Annotated in this window: 17 protein-coding genes; 12 read left to right on the top strand and 5 right to left on the bottom strand. The window is 63.2% G+C overall.

Translation table 11 applies throughout. The features are described 5' to 3' along the window. Positions 1-150: 150 nt before the first annotated feature. From DOM58_RS10255 to DOM58_RS10240, 4 genes are all read left to right on the top strand, one after another. Positions 151-1719: a pyridoxal phosphate-dependent decarboxylase family protein gene (locus tag DOM58_RS10255; RefSeq protein ID WP_280951130.1), complete on the top strand. Its 1569-nt coding sequence runs from the start codon at positions 151-153 to the stop codon at positions 1717-1719. Further along, positions 1713-3035 (top strand): lysine N(6)-hydroxylase/L-ornithine N(5)-oxygenase family protein, encoded by a 1323-nt coding sequence (locus DOM58_RS10250; RefSeq protein WP_110692748.1) that lies wholly within the window; start codon positions 1713-1715, stop codon positions 3033-3035. Before DOM58_RS10255 ends, DOM58_RS10250 begins: the two co-directional genes overlap by 7 nt. A 65-nt stretch (positions 3036-3100) precedes the next feature. Next, complete coding sequence (locus DOM58_RS10245; protein ID WP_110692938.1) at positions 3101-5653, top strand: GNAT family N-acetyltransferase; 2553 nt, start codon at positions 3101-3103, stop codon at positions 5651-5653. 144 nt (positions 5654-5797) lie between these two features. Further along, positions 5798-6316, top strand: a complete 519-nt coding sequence (locus tag DOM58_RS10240) for an RNA polymerase sigma factor (protein ID WP_075562872.1) — start codon at positions 5798-5800, stop codon at positions 6314-6316. Here the strand turns inward: DOM58_RS10240 and DOM58_RS10235 are convergent. Together DOM58_RS10235 and DOM58_RS10230 are read right to left on the bottom strand one after the other, a co-directional pair. Further along, positions 6313-6774 (bottom strand): GNAT family N-acetyltransferase, encoded by a 462-nt coding sequence (locus tag DOM58_RS10235; RefSeq protein WP_110692747.1) that lies wholly within the window; start codon positions 6772-6774, stop codon positions 6313-6315. The genes DOM58_RS10240 and DOM58_RS10235 overlap by 4 nt on opposite strands. Next, complete coding sequence (locus tag DOM58_RS10230; RefSeq protein ID WP_188113804.1) at positions 6771-8030, bottom strand: hypothetical protein; 1260 nt, start codon at positions 8028-8030, stop codon at positions 6771-6773. Before DOM58_RS10230 ends, DOM58_RS10235 begins: the two co-directional genes overlap by 4 nt. Positions 8031-8199: 169 nt before the next feature. On the opposite strand from DOM58_RS10230, the gene DOM58_RS10225 reads away from it, so the two are divergent. From DOM58_RS10225 to DOM58_RS10205, 5 genes are all read left to right on the top strand, one after another. Next, positions 8200-8967, top strand: coding sequence for an ATP-binding cassette domain-containing protein (locus tag DOM58_RS10225; RefSeq protein WP_075562717.1), 768 nt, complete (start codon positions 8200-8202; stop codon positions 8965-8967). 158 nt (positions 8968-9125) lie between these two features. Beyond that, positions 9126-10892, top strand: coding sequence for an MFS transporter (locus DOM58_RS10220; protein WP_110692746.1), 1767 nt, complete (start codon positions 9126-9128; stop codon positions 10890-10892). Beyond that, entirely contained in the window at positions 10889-12991 is a 2103-nt protein-coding gene (locus DOM58_RS10215; RefSeq protein WP_245392225.1) for a RecQ family ATP-dependent DNA helicase, read from the top strand. The genes DOM58_RS10220 and DOM58_RS10215 overlap by 4 nt, the downstream gene beginning before the upstream one ends. Before the next feature lie 123 nt (positions 12992-13114). Beyond that, positions 13115-14374 carry a putative DNA modification/repair radical SAM protein gene (locus DOM58_RS10210; protein ID WP_110692745.1) on the top strand — a complete coding sequence of 420 codons (1260 nt, stop codon included), beginning with the start codon at positions 13115-13117 and terminating at the stop codon, positions 14372-14374. A 45-nt stretch (positions 14375-14419) separates the two neighbouring features. Continuing rightward, positions 14420-15349: a TIGR03915 family putative DNA repair protein gene (locus tag DOM58_RS10205; RefSeq protein WP_223162156.1), complete on the top strand. Its 930-nt coding sequence runs from the start codon at positions 14420-14422 to the stop codon at positions 15347-15349. A gap of 19 nt (positions 15350-15368) precedes the next feature. Here DOM58_RS10205 and DOM58_RS10200 read toward each other — a convergent pair whose 3' ends face one another. Further along, positions 15369-17030 (bottom strand): multidrug ABC transporter permease/ATP-binding protein, encoded by a 1662-nt coding sequence (locus tag DOM58_RS10200; RefSeq protein WP_110692743.1) that lies wholly within the window; start codon positions 17028-17030, stop codon positions 15369-15371. A gap of 249 nt (positions 17031-17279) precedes the next feature. Next, positions 17280-18191, bottom strand: a complete 912-nt coding sequence (locus DOM58_RS10195; RefSeq protein ID WP_110692742.1) for a LysR family transcriptional regulator — start codon at positions 18189-18191, stop codon at positions 17280-17282. A gap of 182 nt (positions 18192-18373) precedes the next feature. Between DOM58_RS10195 and DOM58_RS10190 the strand changes: the two genes are divergently transcribed. The 3 genes from DOM58_RS10190 (at position 18374) to DOM58_RS10180 (ending at position 21069) form a co-directional block, all read left to right on the top strand. Further along, on the top strand, positions 18374-19393 hold the full coding sequence (locus DOM58_RS10190) for a zinc-dependent alcohol dehydrogenase family protein (RefSeq protein ID WP_075562724.1): 1020 nt from the start codon (positions 18374-18376) through the stop codon (positions 19391-19393). A 137-nt stretch (positions 19394-19530) separates the two neighbouring features. After that, the gene (locus tag DOM58_RS10185; RefSeq protein WP_075562725.1) at positions 19531-20406 is read left to right on the top strand and encodes an AEC family transporter; all 876 of its coding nucleotides are present in this window, start codon (positions 19531-19533) and stop codon (positions 20404-20406) included. Positions 20407-20526: 120 nt separating this feature from the next. After that, entirely contained in the window at positions 20527-21069 is a 543-nt protein-coding gene (locus tag DOM58_RS10180; RefSeq protein ID WP_110692741.1) for a PRC-barrel domain containing protein, read from the top strand. 124 nt (positions 21070-21193) lie between these two features. On the opposite strand, the gene DOM58_RS10175 is transcribed toward DOM58_RS10180, so the two are convergent. Further along, entirely contained in the window at positions 21194-21595 is a 402-nt protein-coding gene (locus DOM58_RS10175) for a DUF4168 domain-containing protein (RefSeq protein ID WP_425353393.1), read from the bottom strand. Positions 21596-21766 lie beyond the last annotated feature (171 nt).

Genomic DNA, 21766 nt, shown 5'->3' with positions numbered 1-21766 from the left:
GCAGGAAGCGGCCGGCACTCATCGACACCGCATCACTCACCGTTTCGCTCTCTCTCGTTATGCGCGCTCCCGGCGTCGCATCGGCTACGCCTTTGTCTGCAAAAAACGGTTCGCAAAAAAGGCGCCAGTAAGGCAATCAGGAGAAACGTCATGCGACATGACATGGAATTCGCCACGCCCATCCCCTTGCATCGGTCCCGTCCGCCAGGCTCGCCTGAAGCCCTGAATCTGTTCGGCGAGCAGTCGCTGGAGGCCTACCGCAGCGGCATGCAGCAATGCATGGAGCGGGTCCAGCGCACGCTGAGCCGGGCGCAGGGCCCCTGCAGCGGCGTTGCCCCGCACGAACTGCAGCCCGCGTTCGAGGCGATCGATCTCGACCGGCCCCTGAACGATCTCGATGCCAGCCTCGAGGAGGTCCAGCGGCTCTATCTCGATCACGCCGTGTACTTCCACCATCCACGCTATGTCGCGCACCTCAACTGCCCGATCACGCTGCCATCGATCCTGGCCGAGGCGATTACCACGCCGCTCAACACGGCGGTGGAAACCTGGGACCAGAGCGCTGGCGCCACGCTGATCGAGCAGAAGCTGATCGACTGGACCGCGGCGCGTATCGGACTCGGCGAGAATGCCGATGGCGTGTTCACCAGCGGCGGCACCCAGTCCAATCTGATGGCTCTTAGCATCGCTCGCGACAGCGCCTGCGAAGCGATGCCCGGCCACGCCGGCAACCGCCATCACGGCCTTCCGGAGAACTATCGCCAGCTGCGCATCCTCACCTCCGAGGTCAGCCACTTCAGCGTGCAGAAGGCAGCCGCATTATTGGGGCTCGGCTACGATGCCGTGATCGCCGTGCCCAGCGATAACGACAAACGCATGGATATCGACGCGCTTCAGGCCACCCTGAAAGAGTGCGACGACAAAGGCCTGATCCCGTTCGCGATCGTCGCCACCGCGGGCACCACCGACTTCGGCAGCATCGACCCGATCCCGACGATCGCCGAGCTCTGCCACCAGCGTGGCATCTGGCTCCACGTGGACGCCGCCTATGGCGGCGGGCTGCTGCTGTCGCGCCGACACCGTCACTGGCTCGCCGGGATCGAGCAGGCGGACTCGGTCAGCATCGATTACCACAAGACCTTCTTCCAGCCGGTGAGCTGCAGCGCCTGCCTGGTTCGCGATCGCCGCCAGCTGCGACACGTCACCTACCACGCCGACTATCTCAACCCCCGCGATCAGGCGGAGGACGGCACGCCGGATCTGGTCAACAAGAGCTTGCAGACGACCCGGCGCTTCGACGCTCTGAAGCTGTGGATGACCCTTCGCACGATGGGAGCCGATCGCCTGGGCGGCTATCTCGACGACGTCATCGAAGTGGCGCGCGCCACCTATCGATCCATGCGCGACATCGACGATATCGACGTGCTGATGGCGCCGGCGCTGAGCACGCTGGTGTTTCGTTACCGCCCGGACGGCGTGGACGACGAAGGGGATCTCGACACGCTCAATCAGCAAATCCGTCAGACGCTGTCGCGACGCGGCGAGGCAGTCGTCGCCGGCACGCGGGTCGACGGCCGCTTCCATCTCAAGTTCACACTGCTCAACCCCATGACCCGGGTCGAGGATCTGATGGCCCTGGTCTCGGACATCGTCCAGGTCGGTGAAGCCCTGGTCTCGTCGTTGCGTCCGCCAATCGTCTGGAGCACGCCATCATGCTGAGCCGCATCTACGACTTCATCGCCGTCGGCCTGGGGCCGTTCAATCTCGGCCTTGCCTGCCTGACCGATCCCGTCGAGGACCTCGACGGCCTGTTTCTCGAGCGTCGCTCGAGCTTCGACTGGCACCCCGGGCTGCTGCTCGAGGACGCCACACTGCAGACGCCGTTCATGGCCGATCTGGTCACGCTGGCCGACCCCACCAGCCGCTTCAGCTTTCTCAACTATCTGAAATCCCAGGGCCGGCTCTACAATTTCTACATCCGCGAGGACTTCTTCCTGCTGCGCAGCGAGTACAACCAGTACTGCCAATGGGTCACCACGCAGCTCGAGTCGCTGCGCTTCAACCGCGATGTCCAGAGCATCACCTACGACGACGCCGAGCAGTGCTATCGCATCCGCTGCCGGGATACTCGCAAGAACGAGAATCGCATCTATCGCGCCCGCCGGCTGGTGCTGGGCACCGGCAACGAGCCGACGATTCCGGAATGCTGCCAGCCGGTGGCCGAGCGCGTAGTGCACTCCTCGCGCTATCTCGACAACAAGGCGGCGCTACAGGCGAAGTCGGCGATCACTATCGTCGGCAGCGGGCAGAGCGCGGCGGAGATCTATCTCGACCTGCTCGAGGAGATCGACACCCACGACTACACCCTGAGCTGGGTCACCCGCTCGCCACGCTTCTTTCCGCTGGAGTACGGCAAGCTGACCCTCGAGATGACCTCGCCGGACTACATCGACTACTTCCATGCCCTGCCCGAGTCGACGCGCAACGAGCTGATGCGCCAACAGAAAGGGCTCTACAAGGGCATTAACCTCGAGCTGATCAACACCATTTACGACCGTCTCTACACCAAGAGCCTGCGGGGCCGCGTGGATACCCACCTGCTGACCTGCGCCCAGCTCGAGAGCTGCCGCTTCGATGCCGCCCATCGACGCTTCGACCTGACTTTCACCCACACCGAGCAGGACCAGCGCTTCGAACACCAGACGGAGGGGGTGATCCTGGCCACCGGCTACGCGGCGCAGACACCCGCCTTCCTCGCCCCGATCGAGGAGCGGATCCAGCGCGACGCCGCCGGGCGCTACGCGGTCGGCCGCTACTACAGCATCACGGCCGAGGACGACATCTTCGTCCAGAACGCCGAGTTGCATACCCATGGCCTGGTCGCGCCGGATCTTGGCATGGCGTGCTACCGCAACGCCTGCATCATCCGTGAGCTCGCCGGGCGCGAGGTCTATCCCGTGGAGCGCGGCTTCACCTTCCAGGACTTCGGCGCCCCCGACGAGCGCGTATTCCAGCCGCAGCGGGCAACGGCATGACCGCCACCGTGCGCCTCGATTCGACATGCGTGATTTCCAATTCCGATTTCCGCCAGGAGAGACTCATGAATCACCCTCAGAGTCGGCTGCCCGCCGAAAGGATCACCAACGCGATAGGTAGCGTGACTGATCTCGAGACGCAGGCCACGTCGTCCAGCAGCCTCTATTCGCCCGATGAACGTTTCCGTCGCCACTGGCCGGGCATCGGCACCCTCGCCCTGCGTCCCCTCGACCTCGGCCGCGATATCGACCTCGTCTTCGAATGGGTCAGTCGGGAAACCGCCCGCTTCTGGGGCATGAGCCGCGATACCCGCGATCAGGTCGTGGCGTTCTATCGCGAAATGGATCAGAGCGACGGCGCCCAGGCGTTCATCGGCCTCCACGACGGCCAGCCGGCGTTCCTGGTCGAGTTCTACGACCCCCGCCAGGATCCGGTCGGCGAGCAATACGCCGTCCAGCCCGGCGACCGCGGCATGCATTTCCTGGTCGCGCCGAAGAACCCCGCCAGCCCGTCGATTCACGGTTTCAGCCAGGCGGTAATCGACACCGTCGTCGCCTTCCTGTTCAGCGATCCAGGGACACGCCGCATCGTCGTCGAGCCGGACGTCACCAACGACAGGATCCACCCGCTCAATCGTCGTGCCGGCTTCGTCTACGAGCGCGAGATTTCGTTGGGCGAGAAGACCGCCCATCTAGGGTTCTGCACTCGCGAGCGCTTCGAGTCGCTGCACGCCTCGCGGCGCCGCGACACGGCAACGGGCGAAGCCAGCGCCCATCTAAGGCCCGATCGTTGGCAGCGCGCCAATCGCGACCTGCTGGGCAAAGCGATCAGCGAGTTCGCCCATGAACGACTGCTGCAGCCGACAGCAGAAACCGACATCGACGCCAACGGCTGGGCTGATTACGGCCTCGCCACCGATAGCGATGCCGTCCGCTACCGTTTCCGCGCGCGCCGGATGGCGCTGGATCACTGGTGGATCGACAGGGCGTCACTGATCAAGACCCGCGACGGCGCACCTCAAGCGCTGGACGTGGCGCAGTTTCTGCTCGAATGCCGGGAGCGGCTGAACATCGCCGGCGACAATCTGCCGACCTATCTGGAAGAGATCGCCAGCACCTTGGCCGGCATGGCTTACAAGTTCGGCCGTGACGTACCACCGGCCGCCGAACTCGCGCTGGCCGACTTCCAGACCCTCGAGACGGCGATGAGCGAGGGCCACCCCTGTTTCGTCGCCAATAGTGGCAGGATCGGCTTCGATGTCGATGACTATCACCGCTACGCGCCGGAAGCCGGCGCCGCGATTCGGCCGCTGTGGCTGGCCGCCGCGCGCCACTGCACGGAGTACAGCGCCATCGAGGGCCTCGATGTCGAAACGCTGATCGACGACGAGCTGGACGCCCCGGTTCGCCAGCGCTTCGAGGCTCGACTTAGCGCGCTCGATCTCGATCCGGTGGACTACTTCTTGATGCCGGTTCACCCGTGGCAGTGGCGCCACAAGCTGGCGATCACCTTTGCCGGGGAGGTCGCCGAGCAGCGCCTGGTACTGCTCGGCGAAGCGGACGACGACTACCGCGCCCAGCAGTCGATCCGCACCTGGTTCAACGTTTCGCAGCCCCGGCGCCGCTACGTCAAGTTCGCGCTGTCGATCCTCAACATGGGCTTCATGCGCGGGCTGTCGCCGCACTACATGAAGGGTACCCCGGCCATCAATGCCTGGGTCGAAAACCTGGTCAGCAATGACGCCGAACTCCAGGCCCAGGGGTTCAGCGTGCTGCGTGAAGTCGCCACGCTGGGCTATCACCACGCCGGTTTCGAGGCGGCCACGGACAAACAGCATCCGTACCAGAAGATGCTGGCGTGCCTGTGGCGGGAGAGCCCCTACACCCGTATTGCACCCAATCGGCGGCTGATGACCATGGCCGCGCTGCTGCATCGGGACGCCGATGGCGATGCGCTGCTGCCGGCGCTGATCGACGCCTCGGGCATTGGCGCCCGAGCCTGGATCGAGCGCTATCTGGCGGCCTATATGACGCCGCTGCTGCACTGCTTCTTCGCCCACGATCTGGTGTTCATGCCCCACGGCGAGAACCTGATCCTGCAGCTGGAAGACCATGTGCCGGTCGGCGCAATCCTCAAGGATATCGGCGAGGAAACCGGCATCTTCGACAACGGCCAGTCCCTGCCGGAAGCGGCCCGGCGCATTGCGGTCGAGGTGCCGGAGCACCTGAAGATCCTGTCGATCTTCACCGACCTGTTTGACTGTTTCTTCCGCTTCCTGGCCGAGATCCTGGTGGCGTCGAACCAGCTCCAGGAGGACGATTTCTGGCAGCTGGTCGCGTCCTGCGTGATCGATTACCAGCAGCGGCATCCGCAATTCGACGATAAGTTCGCGCGCTTCGACCTGTTCGCGCCCGAGTTCACGCTGTCGTGCCTCAATCGCCTTCAACTGCGCGACAACCGCCAGATGATCGATCTCGCCGATCCGTCCAAGAACCTGCAGTTCGCCGGTTCGCTTGCCAACCCCATCACCGCCTATCGGCCGACGAAGGGCGGTGAAAACCAGGGCGGTGAAAATCAGGAGGCGGGAAAGACCGGGACGCTGACGACGACGAACTGAGCCAGCCGCTACGCGAAAAACTTCACCACCGGGCGCCCAAGAGGCGCCCGGCCTGCGACTTGTTGCAGGCATGACTTATTGCTAATGATTCTCATTTTTGCCATGATCGCGGCACTTTTTCGTTTCGCCCCCAGGGCCGCCGACATGCGCGAAGCAATGTTCGAATCTCTCTACCGTCAGCATCATCGCGAGCTATTGGGCTTCCTCAGCCGCCAGCTGGATTCCCGCGATCAGGCCGCCGACCTGTGCCACGAGGTCTATCTTCGCCTGCTCAACGCTCCCTCGCGAAGCGCGCTCGACAATCCACGAGCCTATCTGTTTCGTATCGCCCGCAACCTGCTGATCGATCATCGCCGTCGCCAGATGCCCGATCTGATCGCCATCGAGGCGCTGGAACCGGTTCTGGTCTGTCCGCGCGCCTGCCCGGAAACCGACGCCTGCCAGCAGCAGTGCGTCCATCAACTCACGCGAACGCTGGGCGAACTGCCGGAACGGCTGCGTCAGGCGCTGATCTGGCACCGACTGGAAGGCATGACCCAGCGCGAGATCGGCCAGCGGCTCGGTGTTTCCGAACGCATGGCCGGGCGCTATATCGCTCAGGCAATGACGCGTTGTCAGGCTGAGCTCGACAGTCTGAATATCGCCTCGTGGCCTGACGTTTAATCGTTGCTCGGCTGAGGATACCAGGCCATACCGACGGCATTCGTTGGCTTGAAATCGAACTGAGCGTACAGCCGATGCGCTTCGCCATCCGCCAGCAGGCTGACGAAGGCGTTTTCCGGCGCCTCGCGCAGAATATAGGCGCGAATCTCGCCCATGATCCGCTTGCCCAGACCGCGCCCCTGATGGGCCGGCTGCACGGCGATATCCACCACCTGATAGAAGCAGCCGCCGTCACCGACGACGCGCCCCATGCCTACCGTTTCGCTCTCGTGCTCGCCTTCATTCTCGCCCACGTGAACGACCTGCACGGCAAACAGGCTCTTGGGTAAACCCAGCGCGGCACCGGCGGCACTGCGCGGGTTCATGCCGGCCTCGCGGCGCAGCCGCATGTAGGTGTCGGTCGTTGGCGGCTCGAAAATCAGCCGATAAGCGTTGTCATCATGACAGGCGTCTTTCATAGCGTGGGATCCGTTCGGAAGTCATTTTGCGGTCGAGCGGTCAGCGTGCCATCACGCCGCGACCGCTGCCTTTTCATCAACCAGCGAGGCGTTCTCGAGCTCGCCTTCAGCAACGGTACCAACAGCCACAGCAGCGGTGCCAGCACCCAGCGATAGACGAAACGGACGACGATCAACAGCGGCAATAGCACCACGACCCAGATCAGGAACTGACTCAGCCACACCGGCCAGCCCAGCCACCGCGCGGCGTTGGCCCCCAGCGCGCTGACGAGGCTGGGATGACGCACGACCACGTAAGCCGTGCCGGTGACCGCGGCGATCTTGGCCGCCCGCGACAGGCTGACGAAGCGACCGCCCCCGGCCAGTACGCCGCGTCCGGCGGCCCGCGCGCCCTGCCCCTCCACAGCGGCGCCGGCTCGCACCGCCCGGCCGGCCCGCAGCACCTTGATCGCACTGGTCATCACCAGCAGGTCGACACCGGCCCAGCCGATATCCGCAACGCCGATCGCTTCGCCGCGGCGCCACTGGCTCTCCAGATCGCGCAAGCCACTGGTAAAGAAATCGCCGATGTCGCTGACCACGCGCTCGCCCTGCAGCCAGCTCACGTCGTTATCCGGCGTCACCACGAATTGCTGCAGAAAGGCGTGACCTTTGGCGGCGAGAATCGCGATGGCGACCTGGCCGCGGCGGGTAGGTGTCAACGTCGTCGACGCCGAGCCCTTTCCGGTTTCCGCCTGAGTCGGGTTCTCGGCCGGGTTCTCAGTCAAGTTCTCGGTCGGGTCGGCCGCGCCACGGGAATCGCCAGCCTCGTCGGATTCATCGTCCTCGCCCCACCAGCGGTCGAGCTGCTCGCTGGCCTGACGATAGCGGGTTCCCAGCCAGTGCTGAGCGCGCAGCGTGGCGATGTCGTGATCGCGGTAATAGATCACCGGCAACACCGCGTCCGCGCCGAATCGCACCAGTACCTTTTGAAATTCCGGATCGAGTCCATAATCGAGCAACGCTTCGCGGGCCAGGTCACCATGATTGCGGATCGCCAACCAGGCACTCGTCCAGAGCGCCGGATCATCGGCGTAGTTCAGGAAGAGCGCGTTGATGGCGGGTGATTCCTCGGCCAACCCGTCCGCCAGCGACGGCAGCGCGCGCTGGGTTTCCAGTCGCACCATCCGCGGCTCGAACGGTTCATGCGAAGCGACGGCGGTCAGCACGCCCCCGGCGACGAGCGCGAACAGCAATATCGACAACCAGACTTTCATGGGTTCGCGCTCCTTATCATGGGTTCGCGCTCCAGGGACAGGGATATTCGGCAGTCAACGGACACTGCCAGACGATAAACGACGACAACTGTCTTTGATAACCGTTCGTATTTGAATTAGGATTGCCTTCCATCTGTGACCTATCACTCATCGCGAGGTTGCCCCAGCCATGTTCGAAGTCCAATCGGCGAGCTTCGAGATCGCGGGCAAGACGCTGCTCTCGTCTATCGATTTTACCTTCGGTGAAGGCCAGATTTACGGCCTGATCGGTCACAACGGTTCCGGCAAGTCGACGCTGCTCAAGCTGCTCGCGCAGCAGCAGGCGGTCAGCCACGGTGGCATCCAGCTCGATGGCCGGCCGCTATCGCAATGGAAACCGCGCGAGTTTGCCCGCCATGTCGCCTATCTGCCACAACATCTACCCAGCGCCGAGAATCTGACCTGCCGCGAGCTGATCGGCTTCGGCCGCTACCCCTGGCACGGCCTGCTCGGGCGCCTCAACCGCCACGATCACCAGCAGATCGAACGCGCTATCGCCCTGACCCACACCGAACCCTTCGCCGACCGCCTGGTCGATACGCTCTCCGGCGGCGAGCGCCAGCGGGTGTGGCTGGCGATGTTGCTGGCTCAGGGTAGCCGCTATCTGCTTCTCGATGAGCCGCTGGCCGCACTCGATATCGCCCATCAGGTCGAAGTGTTGGCGTTGGTACGCAAGCTGTGCCGCGAGCTGGGCCTCGGCGTCGTCATCGTGCTTCACGACGTCAATATGGCGGCGCGCTACTGCGATCATCTGGTCGCGCTGCACAGCGGCAAGCTCCTCGCCGAGGGCGCACCGGCCAGCATGATGAACGATATCAATCTCGAAGCCATCTACGGCATTCCCATGCGGGTGATGACCCACCCCGCCGACGCTTGCCCCATCGCGGTGCTGCAGTAACCGCAACGCCGACACCTATCCCTGATCGACATATGGCTTGCCGGTAAGCGATAGCACTGGACGCTCGCTACCATAGACAGGATGCTAACCTTTAGCGCTGGGCCTTGTCCGCTCGCCCGGTCGTGCCTTCCGATTCGCCTCCTGTCTGCGAGCTCGTCATGCTGCAACCCGTTTCCCGCCAGAGTGATCTGACCCTCGAGTCCGAGCAGACGCCGCCACGCCCGGCGAATGTCAGCACCTTCGCCCCATTGGGAGTGCCCGCGTTCCGGATGATCTGGATCGCCAACCTGTTCGCCAACCTCGGCGTGTGGGCACAGTCGGTGGCGGCGGCCTGGGTGGTGACGTCCAACGACGGCGGCGCGGTGGCGGTGGCGATGATCCAGGTCGCGGCAGCGCTGCCGCTGGTGCTGATGTCGATCGTCACCGGGGTGATCGCCGACAACTACGATCGCCGCAAGGTGATGCTGTTCGGCCTGGGTATCGAGGTGCTGGGCGGCGTGTTCGTCACCCTGATCGCGTTTCTGAATCTGCTGTCGCCGACCTTGCTGATCGTCTCGATCCTCTGCGTCTCGATCGGTGGCGCGATTACCACGCCGGCCTGGCAGGCCGCGGTCAACGAGCAGGTGCCGCGCAATCTGGTCTCGAGCGCCGTGCTGCTCAACAGCGTCAACTACAACGCCGCCCGCGCCATCGGCCCTGCCATCGGCGGGTTGCTGCTAGCGGCAGTGGGGCCGTCGTGGATCTTCCTGCTCAACGTGTTCTGTTTCTGCGGGCTGATCGCGGCACTGTGGCGCTGGAAGCGTGCCGTGCTGCCCAAATCCCTGCCCCCGGAGCGCATCTGGGAAGGCGTCAAGGCGGCCCTGCATTTTGTGCAGTACTCCAGCGTCACCCGGCTGGTGATGATGCGCTCGTTCATCTTCGGCATCTCCGCCAGCGCACTCTGGGCGCTGCTGCCGCTACTGGCCCACCAGCATCCCAGCGGCAGCGCCTCGCTCTACGGCTACATGCTCGGCGGCCTGGGCATCGGGGCGATCGCCGGCAGCACGCTGGTCAACCGGGCTCGACAGCGGGTCGGCAGCAGCCGACTGATCAGCTTCGCCGCGATGACGCTGGGCGTGGTGATGCTGGCACTCGGCGGCCTCGACACCTTGTGGGTGCTGTTCCCGGCGCTCATCGTCGGCGGCAGCTGCTGGATCGCGGCCGTGGCCTCCTACAACTCCTCGGTCCAGATACTGGTGCCGGACTGGGTCAAGGCTCGCGCCCTGGCGCTGTATCAGACCGCGCTCTACGGCGGCCTTACGCTGGGCTCGCTGCTGTGGGGGCAGCTGGCCGAAGGGTTGGGCGTACAGATGGCGTTGATGCTGGCCGGCGCGCTGCTGATCGTCTCGGCGCTATTGCTGCTCCCTTCCAAGCTCCCGGAGCTGGATGCCAACGATCTTGTCGAGGCGCCCGAAGCGCACACCAGCAGGCCCGATTTCGACTTCAATCCGGCCCGCGGGTCGGTGATGGTGACGGTCGAATACCGCATCGACAGCGAACATCTGCGTGAATTCGCTCGCGCCGTGCGTCCGCTACGAAAACTGCGGCTGCGCAACGGCGCCAAACGCTGGTCGCTCTACCGCGACACCGTCGATCGCGATCTGTGGCAGGAGGTCTTTCTGGTCCCCAACTGGCTGCAGCATCTGCGCATGCTCGACCGGCTGACGCTGGCCGACCGCGCCATTATCGATCGGGTCACGGCACTCCACAGCGGTCCGGCAGCGCCGCATCTACGCTACGGCGTCAGCTATCGCTCGTCGCGGTATGCCCAACCGGCATTGACGCCGAACCAGACCCAGCCACCCGCCGAGTCTTCGGCTGATTCCGCCTCGTCCGACACGTCCAAACCCGATACGACCGCACCCTGGCCCCAGGAGAGAACATGACCCAGGAGAATATGGCTCAGGAGACGAAAAGCCCCCGCGATACCCTGCTCGAGGTGTTCGGCTTTCCCGCCTTTCGCGGTAGCCAGGAAGCCGTGATCGAAAGCGTCATCGGCGGGCGCTCGACGGCGGCGATCTTCGCCACCGGCGCCGGCAAGTCGCTCTGCTATCAACTGCCGGCGCTGCATTTGCCCCATCTCACGCTGGTGGTCTCGCCGCTGCTCGCCCTGATGCAGGACCAGTTGGCGTTCCTCCAGCGTCACGGCGTGGCGGCGGCGAGCCTCGACTCGACCCAGGATCGGGATACCGCCCGCGCGATCATGGACCGCGCCCGCAGCGGCGAGCTGAAGATTCTGATGGTCTCGGTGGAGCGACTGAAGAACGAGCGCTTTCGTCATTTCCTGCGTCAGATCGCGATTTCGCTGCTGGTGATCGACGAAGCGCACTGTATTTCCGAGTGGGGCCACAATTTCCGCCCGGACTATCTCAAGCTGCCGGATTACCAGCGCGAATTCGGCATCCCCCAGGCGCTGCTGCTGACCGCTACCGCGACACCGGCGGTGATCGACGACATGCGCGCCAAGTTCGACATCGCCGCAGATGACGTCATCGTCACCGGCTTCTATCGCAGCAACCTGGAACTGCTGGTCCATCCGGTGGAAACCGAAACCCGCCTGCCGGCGCTGGTCGAATGGCTATCGCCACGACAGGCGCCAACATCGGAACCGGGATCGCAAGCGCCGACCATCATCTACGTCACTCTCCAGCAGACCGCCGAATCGGTGGCCGCGGCATTGGCGAAGCAGGGTTTCTCGGTGCGCGCCTATCATGCCGGGCTCGATAGCGAGACCCGAGACCAGATCCAGCGCGGTTTCATGAGCGGCGAGATCCCCTGCATCGTTGCCACCATCGCCTTCGGCATGGGCATCGACAAGGGCGATATCCGCAACGTCATTCACTACGACCTGCCCAAGTCGATCGAGAACTACAGCCAGGAGATCGGTCGCGCCGGACGCGACGGCAACCCCTCGCGCTGCCTGATGCTGGCCGGCCGCGACGGCCTGCGGGTGCTGGAAAACTTCGTCTACGGCGATACCCCGGAACGCGAGGGCATTCGCCACGTGCTGAGCGAAATTGCCGATGCCGGCCAACGGCCGGAGCGCCAATGGCCGGTGCTGCTCAACACGCTATCCCGCGACAGCAACGTCCGTCTGTTGCCGTTGAAGACCCTGCTGGTCCGGCTCGAGATGCACGGGGTGATCGCGCCCCGCTTTGCCTATCTGGCGGAGTACCGGCTGCGCTATCTCGAAGAGCCAGCCAACTTGATCGCCCGATTCCAGGGCGAACGCGCCGACTTCGTGCGCCTGCTGGTGGACAACATCGCCATGGCAAAAACCTGGGGCACGTTGGATTTCGAACGTCTCTACCAAGCCGGCGTCGATGCTCAGATCGATGCCTCGCGCTCGCGGGTGATCACCGCGCTCGAGTACTTTCAGGACAAGGGCTGGGTGGTGCTGGAGGGCAAGCGCATGACCGACGTCTACGAAGTGCGCCAATCGGAGATCGACGTCGACGCCCCGACCGACCGTCTGCTCGCCGAGAGCCACGCCAGAGAAGCCTCGGAGATCGAACGGCTGCAAGCCATGCTGGCGCTGTTCGAATCGGACACCTGCCTGGCACGCCGCCTCGGCGATTACTTCGGTGACGATTCATTCCAGGGCGGCAATCCCATCGCTCACGACGGCGTCGGCCAGCCTGTTCAAGCCGCCCGAGACTGCGGCCAGCCTGTTCAAGCCGCCCGAAACTGCGGCCACTGTTCGGTCTGCCAGGGTCACGTCGCTCGTTTGCCCGCAGCGCCGGCACTCCCGGAATTGACCCGCCACGATTTCGAACGCCACGCCCGACCGCTGATCCAGCGCCATCAGGAACAGCTCGGCTCGGTGCCCGGCGCGCAGCGCGTCGCCCACTTTCTGTGTGGGCTTGCCATGCCGATCTTCACGCCACTCAAGGCGCGCCAGCTGGCGGGTTTCGGCGTCTACGACCAGCGCCCCTACCCCGACGTTCGCGCTTGGGTCGAGCGGGAGATGGCCGCTGCGGGATGAAACGCCACTGACGGGCACGGCGTAGATGTCAGCTCCGAAATCGAATCATCGACCTTGTCGATCTCGTGATTCTCGAATACTGTATATAAATCCAGTTTTCGAGGCGCGCCACAGGATCACTGCATGGAACTGATCGACAAGCTCTCCATCCTCGCCGATGCCGCCAAATACGACGCTTCATGCGCCAGCAGCGGCGCGCCCAAGCGCTCTTCCCGTGGTAAGGCCGGGCTCGGATCCTCTGACGGCATGGGGATCTGCCATAGCTTCACGCCGGACGGACGTTGCGTCTCCCTGCTCAAGGTGCTGCTGACCAATTTCTGCCTGTTCGACTGCCAATACTGCGTCAATCGCCGCTCGAGCAACGTGCCCCGCGCGCGTTTCACGCCGGAAGAAGTCGTTCGCTTGACGCTATCGTTTTATCGCCGCAATACCATCAGCGGACTGTTCCTGAGCTCCGGCATCATTCGCTCCAGCGACTACACCATGGAGCAGATGATTCAGGTGGCAAGGTCACTCCGGGAGACGCATCAATTCCGCGGCTACATCCATCTCAAGGCGATCCCGGAAGCGGATCCCAAGCTGCTCGAGGAAGCCGGACGTTACGCCGACCGGCTGAGTGCGAACATCGAACTGCCGACGTTGACCAGCCTGAAGACGCTGGCGCCGGAGAAAGAGCTGGGTACCATTCATTCCGCCATGGGCCACATGCGTCAGCGAATCGATGCCGCCAACGACGACGCCCGTCAGGATGCCCGCCATCCGGTTCGCAGCAACAATCCCAAACGACAGGCGCCGCGCTATGCGCCCGGCGGTCAGAGTACGCAGATGATCGTCGGTGCGGACGCCACCGATGACCGTACGATTCTGCAATCCGCGCAGCATCTCTATCGGGATTTTCGTCTCAAGCGCGTCTATTACTCGGCGTTCAGCCCGATTCCCGAGCGCCCGGCCGGATTACCCCAGGCGGCGCCACCGCTGCTGCGGGAACATCGACTGTATCAGGCCGATTTCCTGATCCGCAGTTACGGTTTTCAGGCCGAAGAGCTGCTGAACGCGCCGGGCAACCTGGATCTGGAGATCGACCCCAAGCTGGCCTGGGCGCTGGCCCACCGCAACGACTTCCCGGTCGATCTCAATCGCGCCGAACCGGCGATGATCGCCCGCGTCCCGGGCATCGGCCTGCGCAGCGTGCAGCGGCTGATCGATCTGCGACGCCTCCGGCGCATCCGCTATCAGGATCTGGTGGCACTGCGCTGCCGGCTCGACACCATGCGTCCGTTCGTCATCACCCAGGACTACCGCCCCGCCGACGCCAACCTGGACAGCACCCGCCTGCGCCAGAGCCTGACCGCACCTCAGCCTGCCCAGATGGCGCTGTGGTAGATCCGTGCACCGCAAGCGCGCGAGCCATCAGCCGGAGCTTTTGCCATGAATCCTGATTCATCGTCAATGGCGCCACGTATCGCTCACGCTCGCGATTTCGACGAGTGGCGCGAACGGGCGCGTCGACTGTTGATGGCTGGCGTGCCGCCCCCGAACGTGACCTGGCGGGACGGCGATGACAGCCACGACGACCTGTTCTCCTCGCCGCCAGCATCGGTAAAACCGCCCTCCTCTCGGGAACCGTCTTCCACATCGATCCGAATCGGGCGCGAGCAATTGGCGCTACTGCGCAACGCCGCCCGCTATCGATCGGGTAAGGGGGAGCAGGCACGCTGGCCGTTGCTGTATCGGGTTCTTTGGCGATGGGTCCAGGGCGATGCGGCGGCGACTCACCCCGCCGACGCGGACGGCCGCGTTCTGCATCAGCGCTGGCATGCGGTGAAGCGGGAAGCCCATCACATGCATGCCTTTCTGCGATTCCATCGGCGCGATGACGCGCTGGGTGAACGCTACGTCGCCTGGTTCGAGCCCGCGCATGACGTGCTCGACCTGGGCGCAGAACATTTCGCCGACCGCATGGGCGGCTCGCCCTGGTTGATTGCCACGCCGGAAGGCGGCGTGCACTGGAACGGCTCGACGCTCGACTATCGCTTCCCCTGCCCCGCCGCCTGGACGACCGAGGCGCGGACAGCCGCCGAGCGCGCCAATGCCGATGAGGACCATGCGCTCTGGCGAACCTATTTCGTCAGCACCTTCAATCCGGCTCGGCTCAACCACAAGGTGATGACTCAACACATGCCGCAGCGCTTCTGGCGTCATCTCAGCGAAGGGGATCTAATTCCCTCCATGGAAGCCAAGGCCCGCCATGGCGGTCAGCGTCTGGCTCAGGAGAGCAGCGTGGGCCAGCGTAAGGGCAAGGCGCTACCGCCAGGCAGGCTCGCATCCCACAGGCCGCCACCGGCCAGTGACGACTAGCCAGTCGCTTCGCTCTCCTTCAGGGCGTATCGATTCGGGCCACCGCATCCCGGCTGGCCAGCGCCCGCTCGTCGCCGGTCAGTTCGCGCAGCTGGCCGTCTCGCATTTCCAGAAGCCTATCGGCGTGGGCGAAATAGTGGTCGTCATGGCTGATCGCGAAGACCGTGATGCCGAGCTCGCGAAAGCGCGGCATCAGCTCGCGATAGAAAGCGCGACGGAACTGCGGGTCCTGATCCGCGGCCCACTCGTCCAGCAGCAGAATCTGACGCTGCTCGACCAGTGCCATCAGCAGTGCCAGACGCTTGCGCTGGCCCTGGGAAAGCTCGGTATCGAGCACCTTGCCCTCGTCGAGCTGCAGCTTTCTGGCCAGTTCCAGCGTCTGCAGCCAGTTGTCCAGCAGCGCGGGATCGGCCGCGCCACCGCGTGGGCCCATCAGCCGATCGAACTGATGAAAATCGGTATAGACCGCCGAGAACCGTTGACGGTAACGGTGCCAGTCCGACTCGCCGACGATCTCGTCGTCGATGCGGATCTCGCCCGCGTGGGGTCGATAGAGTCCGGTCAGAAGCTTGGCCAGGGTCGACTTGCCGCTGCCGTTACCGCCGATCAGGTAGACCTGCTCGCCGCGCTCGAGGCGCAGGTTGAGCGGCCCAACCGAAAATCCTTCGCGCCCCGCTTTGGCCGGATAGCGATAGGTGATGTCGCGCATTTCCAGCGACTGCCACTCGCTGTGGATCTCGACCAGATCGAAATCGGTGCGGTATTCGGCCAGTGACAGTTCCCGCAGCTTGTCGAACGAGACCTGAGCGGTGATCAGCGTGGGCGTCGCGCCCACCGCCTGGATCAGCGGCGAGCGTAGAAACAGCAGTGTCAGCGAGAACGTCGCCGCCACCGCCGTATTCGACCAGCCCAGGCCGTTGGCGAGGAAAAACACCACGCCGATGGCGCCCAACATCATGATGTTGGTCCAGTTGCCCGCGCTAAGGTGGTAAGTGTCGGCGCGGATGATGTGATCGCGATAGATTCGCGCGTCGGCCTCGTAGACCTCTTCCAGCAAATGCCGGGCGCGATCGCGATTGAGCGCCAGCTCCTTGCGTCCGTGGAGGATCGTCTCGTAGTCCTGGTAGAGCCGGCTATCGGTGGCGCGGGTAATGCGAATGTGGTGGTAGACCTTCGACACCAGCCACCAGCCGATCAGCATGGTCACGGCGATCCAGACCGCCGTGACCATCAGCAGCGGTGGCGAGAGCCAGAGCAAATAAGCCACGGAAGCCAGCGTGATCACGACGCCCTGGACCAGTTCCGGCAGACGCACGAAGGCGATGGTGACGTTGCGAATATCACTGGAAAGACACGACAGCAGATGCGCGCTGCCGAGCTGCTCGAGACGTTCGATATCGGTGTCGAGAATGCGCTTGATCAACCGACCGCGCAGTTGATAGACGAAGTGATGGCCCAGAGTCGTCAGCGCCAGCTGAGAGCCCAGCGTCACAGCCAGCAGCAGCGCGACCAATGCGATGAACGGCACCAGTGCGGCCATCGCGGAGCCGTCGGTCACAATCAGGTAGTGATTGATGAAGGCGATGACGCCGATCCCCAGCGCCGCGCTCAACAGACTGAGCAGCATGACGCCGATGAACGGCCAGCGATAATGACGAAAGACGACGCGCAGTAGTTCCATTCGGATTCCGTAGCCGGCGATTGGGCTCGCTGGTGGCGGCGCCAAGCCTCTCCTGACGCGATCTGTCGTGGCGGCGGAGAGGTCAGAAGTGCGTGCCAAGCATCGAGCATGAGGGGCAGTGCCGAGTGATCGACGGCCGACCGCAGGCGCGAATGATTCTGATCTTCACTGACGAAGTCAAGTCACGCGGGAGCCCGTCTACCGGTCAAGAGCCGCGGCTGAATGCCGTTTCTGATTATCCCCGGCCACTCACTCGTCGCTATCGGCAAACATCATCTGGATTCGCGAGCGCAGCCAGCGCTCGGCGGGATCGTTGTCGTAGACGCTCTGCCACACCATGCTCAGCGGCGACGGCGCCCGCTCCAGCGGCATCTCGTCTACCCGTAGCCCGCCCTGGGAAGCCAGAACGTCGGCGGCATAGTCCGGCACGGTGGCAACCATGTCGGTATCCCGCAGCAGCGAGGCGAGACTGTTGAACTGCGGGACGGCAAGCACGATCCGCCGCTTGCGGCCTTGCTCGGCCAGCAGTTCATCGACGTAGCCGTCGAGGTTGCCGTCAAAGGACACCAGCGCATGCGGCCGCTCGCAGTACTCGTCCAGCGTCAATGCCCCGGGGCGACTGTCCGCCCGCAATATCATGCCGCGACTGTGACGCAGGATCTTCTGCTTGGCGTTGGCCGGCAGCTCCCGCGCGTAGCCGGCGGCCACGGTGACTTCGCCGGTATTGAGCAACTGCGGCATCAAGTGGAAATCGGCGCGTCGCACGACCAGCACGATACCCGGCGCTTCTGTTCGCAGCCGCTTGAGCAGCGCCGGCAGCAAGGCAAACTCGATGTCGTCGGTGAGCCCGACCCGAAACACGGCTTCGCTGGTCGCCGGGTCGAAGTCGCTGGTCCGGCTGAGCACGTTGGAGATGGCATCGAGTGCGGGTTGCAGCTGTTCGTAGATCTGCTGCGCGCGCGCGGTGGGAACCATCTGGCGCCCGGTACGCACCAGCAGTGGATCGCCGAAGACGTCCCTGAGTCGCGCCAATGCCGCGCTGGTCGCCGGCTGACCGATGAATAGCCTCTCCGCGGCACGCGACACGCTGCGTTCCTGCATCAGTGTCTCGAACACGACCAGCAGTTTGAAATCCACTCCACGCAGGTCACTGCGATTCATGCACGCCCTCCCTTCGGCGAGTTGCAACCTTCCACTCGCCCCTTCCTGAATCTGGCGACCGCACTTGTGCTTTCAGTCGTCGTATCGATCAGGGTTATAACCACTATCGATCCCCGAGCATAGTGTTTACCGGCCATCGTCGATAGAGTCGATGGCAAGACCTGGATACATTGAGGTGCACAATGTCACGTACGATACAATTTCAGCGATTCGGCGATGCCGACGTACTGGAGATCATTGAGCGCGACAATCCGCAACCCGCCGCCGGAGAAGTACTGGTTGCGGCAGAGGCGCTCGGTATCAACTGGTACGACATCATGTGGCGCCGCAACATGGCCCCGACCGAAGCCAGACTGCCGGCCGCTTCGGGAACTGAAATGGCCGGCACAGTGATCGCCGTTGGCCCGGGAGTGACCGCCTTTTCACCGGGCGACCGGGTTGCCTCGATTCCGGCGTTCGACCCCAATCACTACGGCGCGCATGCCGAGCGCGTTCTGCTGCCGGTCGAGGCGCTCATCGCCTATCCGACCTGCCTGACGCCCGCCGAAGCCAGCGTCCATTATGTCTCGTCATTGATCAGCTGGCTCGGATTTCGCGAGGTCGCCGATCTCCGCCCCGGCGAAACGGTCCTGATCACGGGTGCCTGCCATATCGGCGGTCCGTACGCCGTGCAGATCGCTCGGGCACTGGGCGCCCGTGTCATCGCGGCGACGCCCCACGAGTCGGCAGTCGACTATTTGAAGTCGCTGGGTGCCGCCGCCGTCATTCATACCGAAAGTCAGGATCTGGTCTCCCGGATCGGCAAGCTGACCGATCATCATGGCGTCGATGTCGTGCTCGATGCCCTTGGCGGTCCGCAGATGAATCTGCTTGGCGACGTGCTGGCCACTCGCGGCCGGCTGATCCTCTACGGGCTGATGGGTGGCAACCAGACCACTTTCCCGGCTCAGGCGGCGTTTCGCAAGAACATCCAGTTCCATGTCCATTGTCTCTCCAACTTCAGTGGCAAGCCCGAACTGGGAATACCCCAGAATCGCGAGGCGCTGGATCGCGCCGTCGCCGACGTCGGGCGGATGACACGCGCCGGAGAACTCAAGCCCCAGATCGACTACCGTTTCCCGTTCGAAGAGATCGCCGAGGCGCATCGCTATCTGGAGACCTGCGCCAACCACCATGGTCGAATCGTGGTCGAGATGACCTGATGGCCGGACGCTGACGGATCGAACGGATCGAACGGATCGATAATCGAGCATTGCCAGCCGGTTGATGGATTGACGACAATACCGCTTCCCGCGGTTGCCGCTCACTATTCCATCGCCCTTGGGTTCAAGGACTCGCAATGCTTGCTCAACTGTTCGCGGTCATGGCTCCAGTGCTGGTCGGGGCAAGCATCGGATTCGGGTGGATCCGACTAGGATTCAGCTACCCCACCGAATTCGTCACCAAACTGGTGTTCAACATCGGTACCCCGGCGCTGGTGCTGGCTTCTCTGGCCAACGCCGAGGTCGACCCCGATATCTTCGGACGCACGCTCGCCACCACGTTTCTGGTGCTCGCCGGCATGGCGCTGGCGAGCTTCGGCGTTGCCAGACTGCTAGGCAAGCCCTGGCAAGTCATCATCTCGCCGATGATGTATCCCAACGCCGGCAACATGGGGCTTCCCGTGTCGCTCTACGCGTTTGGCCATATCGGCTTCACCTACGCCATGACGGCCTGGGTCGCCAACGCCCTGATTCAATTCACCGTCGGCATGATGATGGCCACGCGCGGCAATCCCTGGAAGGCGCTGGTACGCAATCCCACGCTGTACAGTATCGCCATCGCGTTGACGCTGCTGCTGTCCGGCATTCACCTGCCGATGTGGCTCGGCAACACCGTGCATCTGCTGTCCGGCCTGACGATTCCGCTGATGCTGATCACGCTCGGCGTATCGCTGGCGAGCATGCAGGCGCGCAATCTCTCTTCCGGCTTCCTGTTCACGCTGTGTCGCGTGCCCATCGCCCTGGGCCTCTCCTTCGGCATCGCTTACTGGCTGGGGTTGCCGCCAGTGGCGGCCAGCGCAGTGGCACTTCAGATGAGCATGCCGGTCGCCGTCTACAACTATCTCTTCGCCCAACGCTCCCGCCGCGAACCCGAATATGTCGCGAGCTTGGTCTTTTGCTCGACATTACTGGCCTTCATCTACCTGCCGCTGGAACTGGCCTTCATGCTGTAGCGGCTCGTCATGGCCGCTTGCAAAAGCCGAGCGAACAACTACATTACAAATGTGTAATCTTTAGAAATTCATGAGATTACAGAGAGTTGTACGCAAAAGCCGCAAGGCAAGGAGATTTCGATGCAAAACCTGTCATGGAAGCAGACACTCGGCGTGGTCACGCTGGCAGCCAGCAGCGTAATGATGTCCCAGGCCGCTATGGCTCAGGACGATCAGGATTCGCAGAGCCGCCAAGGTCTCTACTCCGCCGATGAACTGATGGATGCAGATGTCTATCTCTCCGGTCAGAAAGACGACGATGTCGGTGATGTCGAAGACATCCTGCTCGGCGAAGACATGAGCGTGCAGGCGCTGGTCGTCGAAGCCGGTGGCGTCCTCGACATGGGCGACAAGGATTTCGTGGTCAAGAAAGGTGACTTCACGGTCGAAACCCAGCATAACGACGACCTCGACGATATCGAATATCGTGTCGTGGTCGACATGGACAAGGACGAGCTGAAGCAGCAGCCCGAGTACGACAATGACTGGTGGAATCAGGCCAGGAAGCAGGCTGCCGACGCATGGGAAAACACCAAGCAGGGTGCATCCAGCGCTTGGCACGACACCAAATCTGCCACGTCCAACCTTCTGGACGATGCCAGCGACGCGATCGATAACAACTGATCACGTAGTACATTGAAGTAGTGGCATAAAAAAACCGCCGACTCGATGTCGGCGGTTTTTGTTTGGGCGGCCCGGGCACTGAGAATTACATGATCAAACGTCCAGGGCCGCCATCATGGCGCGTTTACTGCTGGGGCTGCTGAACCATGCCCTTCACGCGTTGCATCAGCTGCGGATCCTGCTGAACGGCCTGACCGATGGAGTTGAACTTCTCCACATCCATACCGCTATCCTTGACCGCCTCGACCATCTCGTCGTTGGCCTGCTGGCGAATCTCCTGCTGATCGCCCTCATCGGATGCATTCTGCAGCTTCTGGGTATAATTCTGGGAAATCGAAGCGATTTCCTGAGAAGCGTCAGCGAACTGCTGCAACTCTTCATCAGAAAAATTCTTGGCGGCCGCCTGAGACTGAGACTGCGGAGCACTGTTCGCGTTGTCCTGTGCCATAGCCGCAGTACTGGCCATACCTGTCGTCATCAGAGCTGCCGCGATGATTGCAGTGATCCTTTGCATGAATACCTCCAAGTGTTCTCGATTTTTGCGTGTGCCCAGTTGTGATACCCCGTAGCGCGGGGAGTTCCCGGAAAAATGTATCACCTGGCAATTTAATGTTGCCTTAAGAAAAGCGCACAATCAAAAATGCCCACGAATTCAGCCTCGAGCCAGCCCCTTGAAGCTCAGCCCTTTTGAAGCTCA

Source organism: Salinicola halophyticus, assembly GCF_003206695.1.
Taxonomy (GTDB): domain Bacteria; phylum Pseudomonadota; class Gammaproteobacteria; order Pseudomonadales; family Halomonadaceae; genus Salinicola; species Salinicola halophyticus.
The sequence above is the reverse complement of the archived record's forward strand: the minus strand, read 5'-3'. Positions and strand labels throughout refer to the sequence as shown.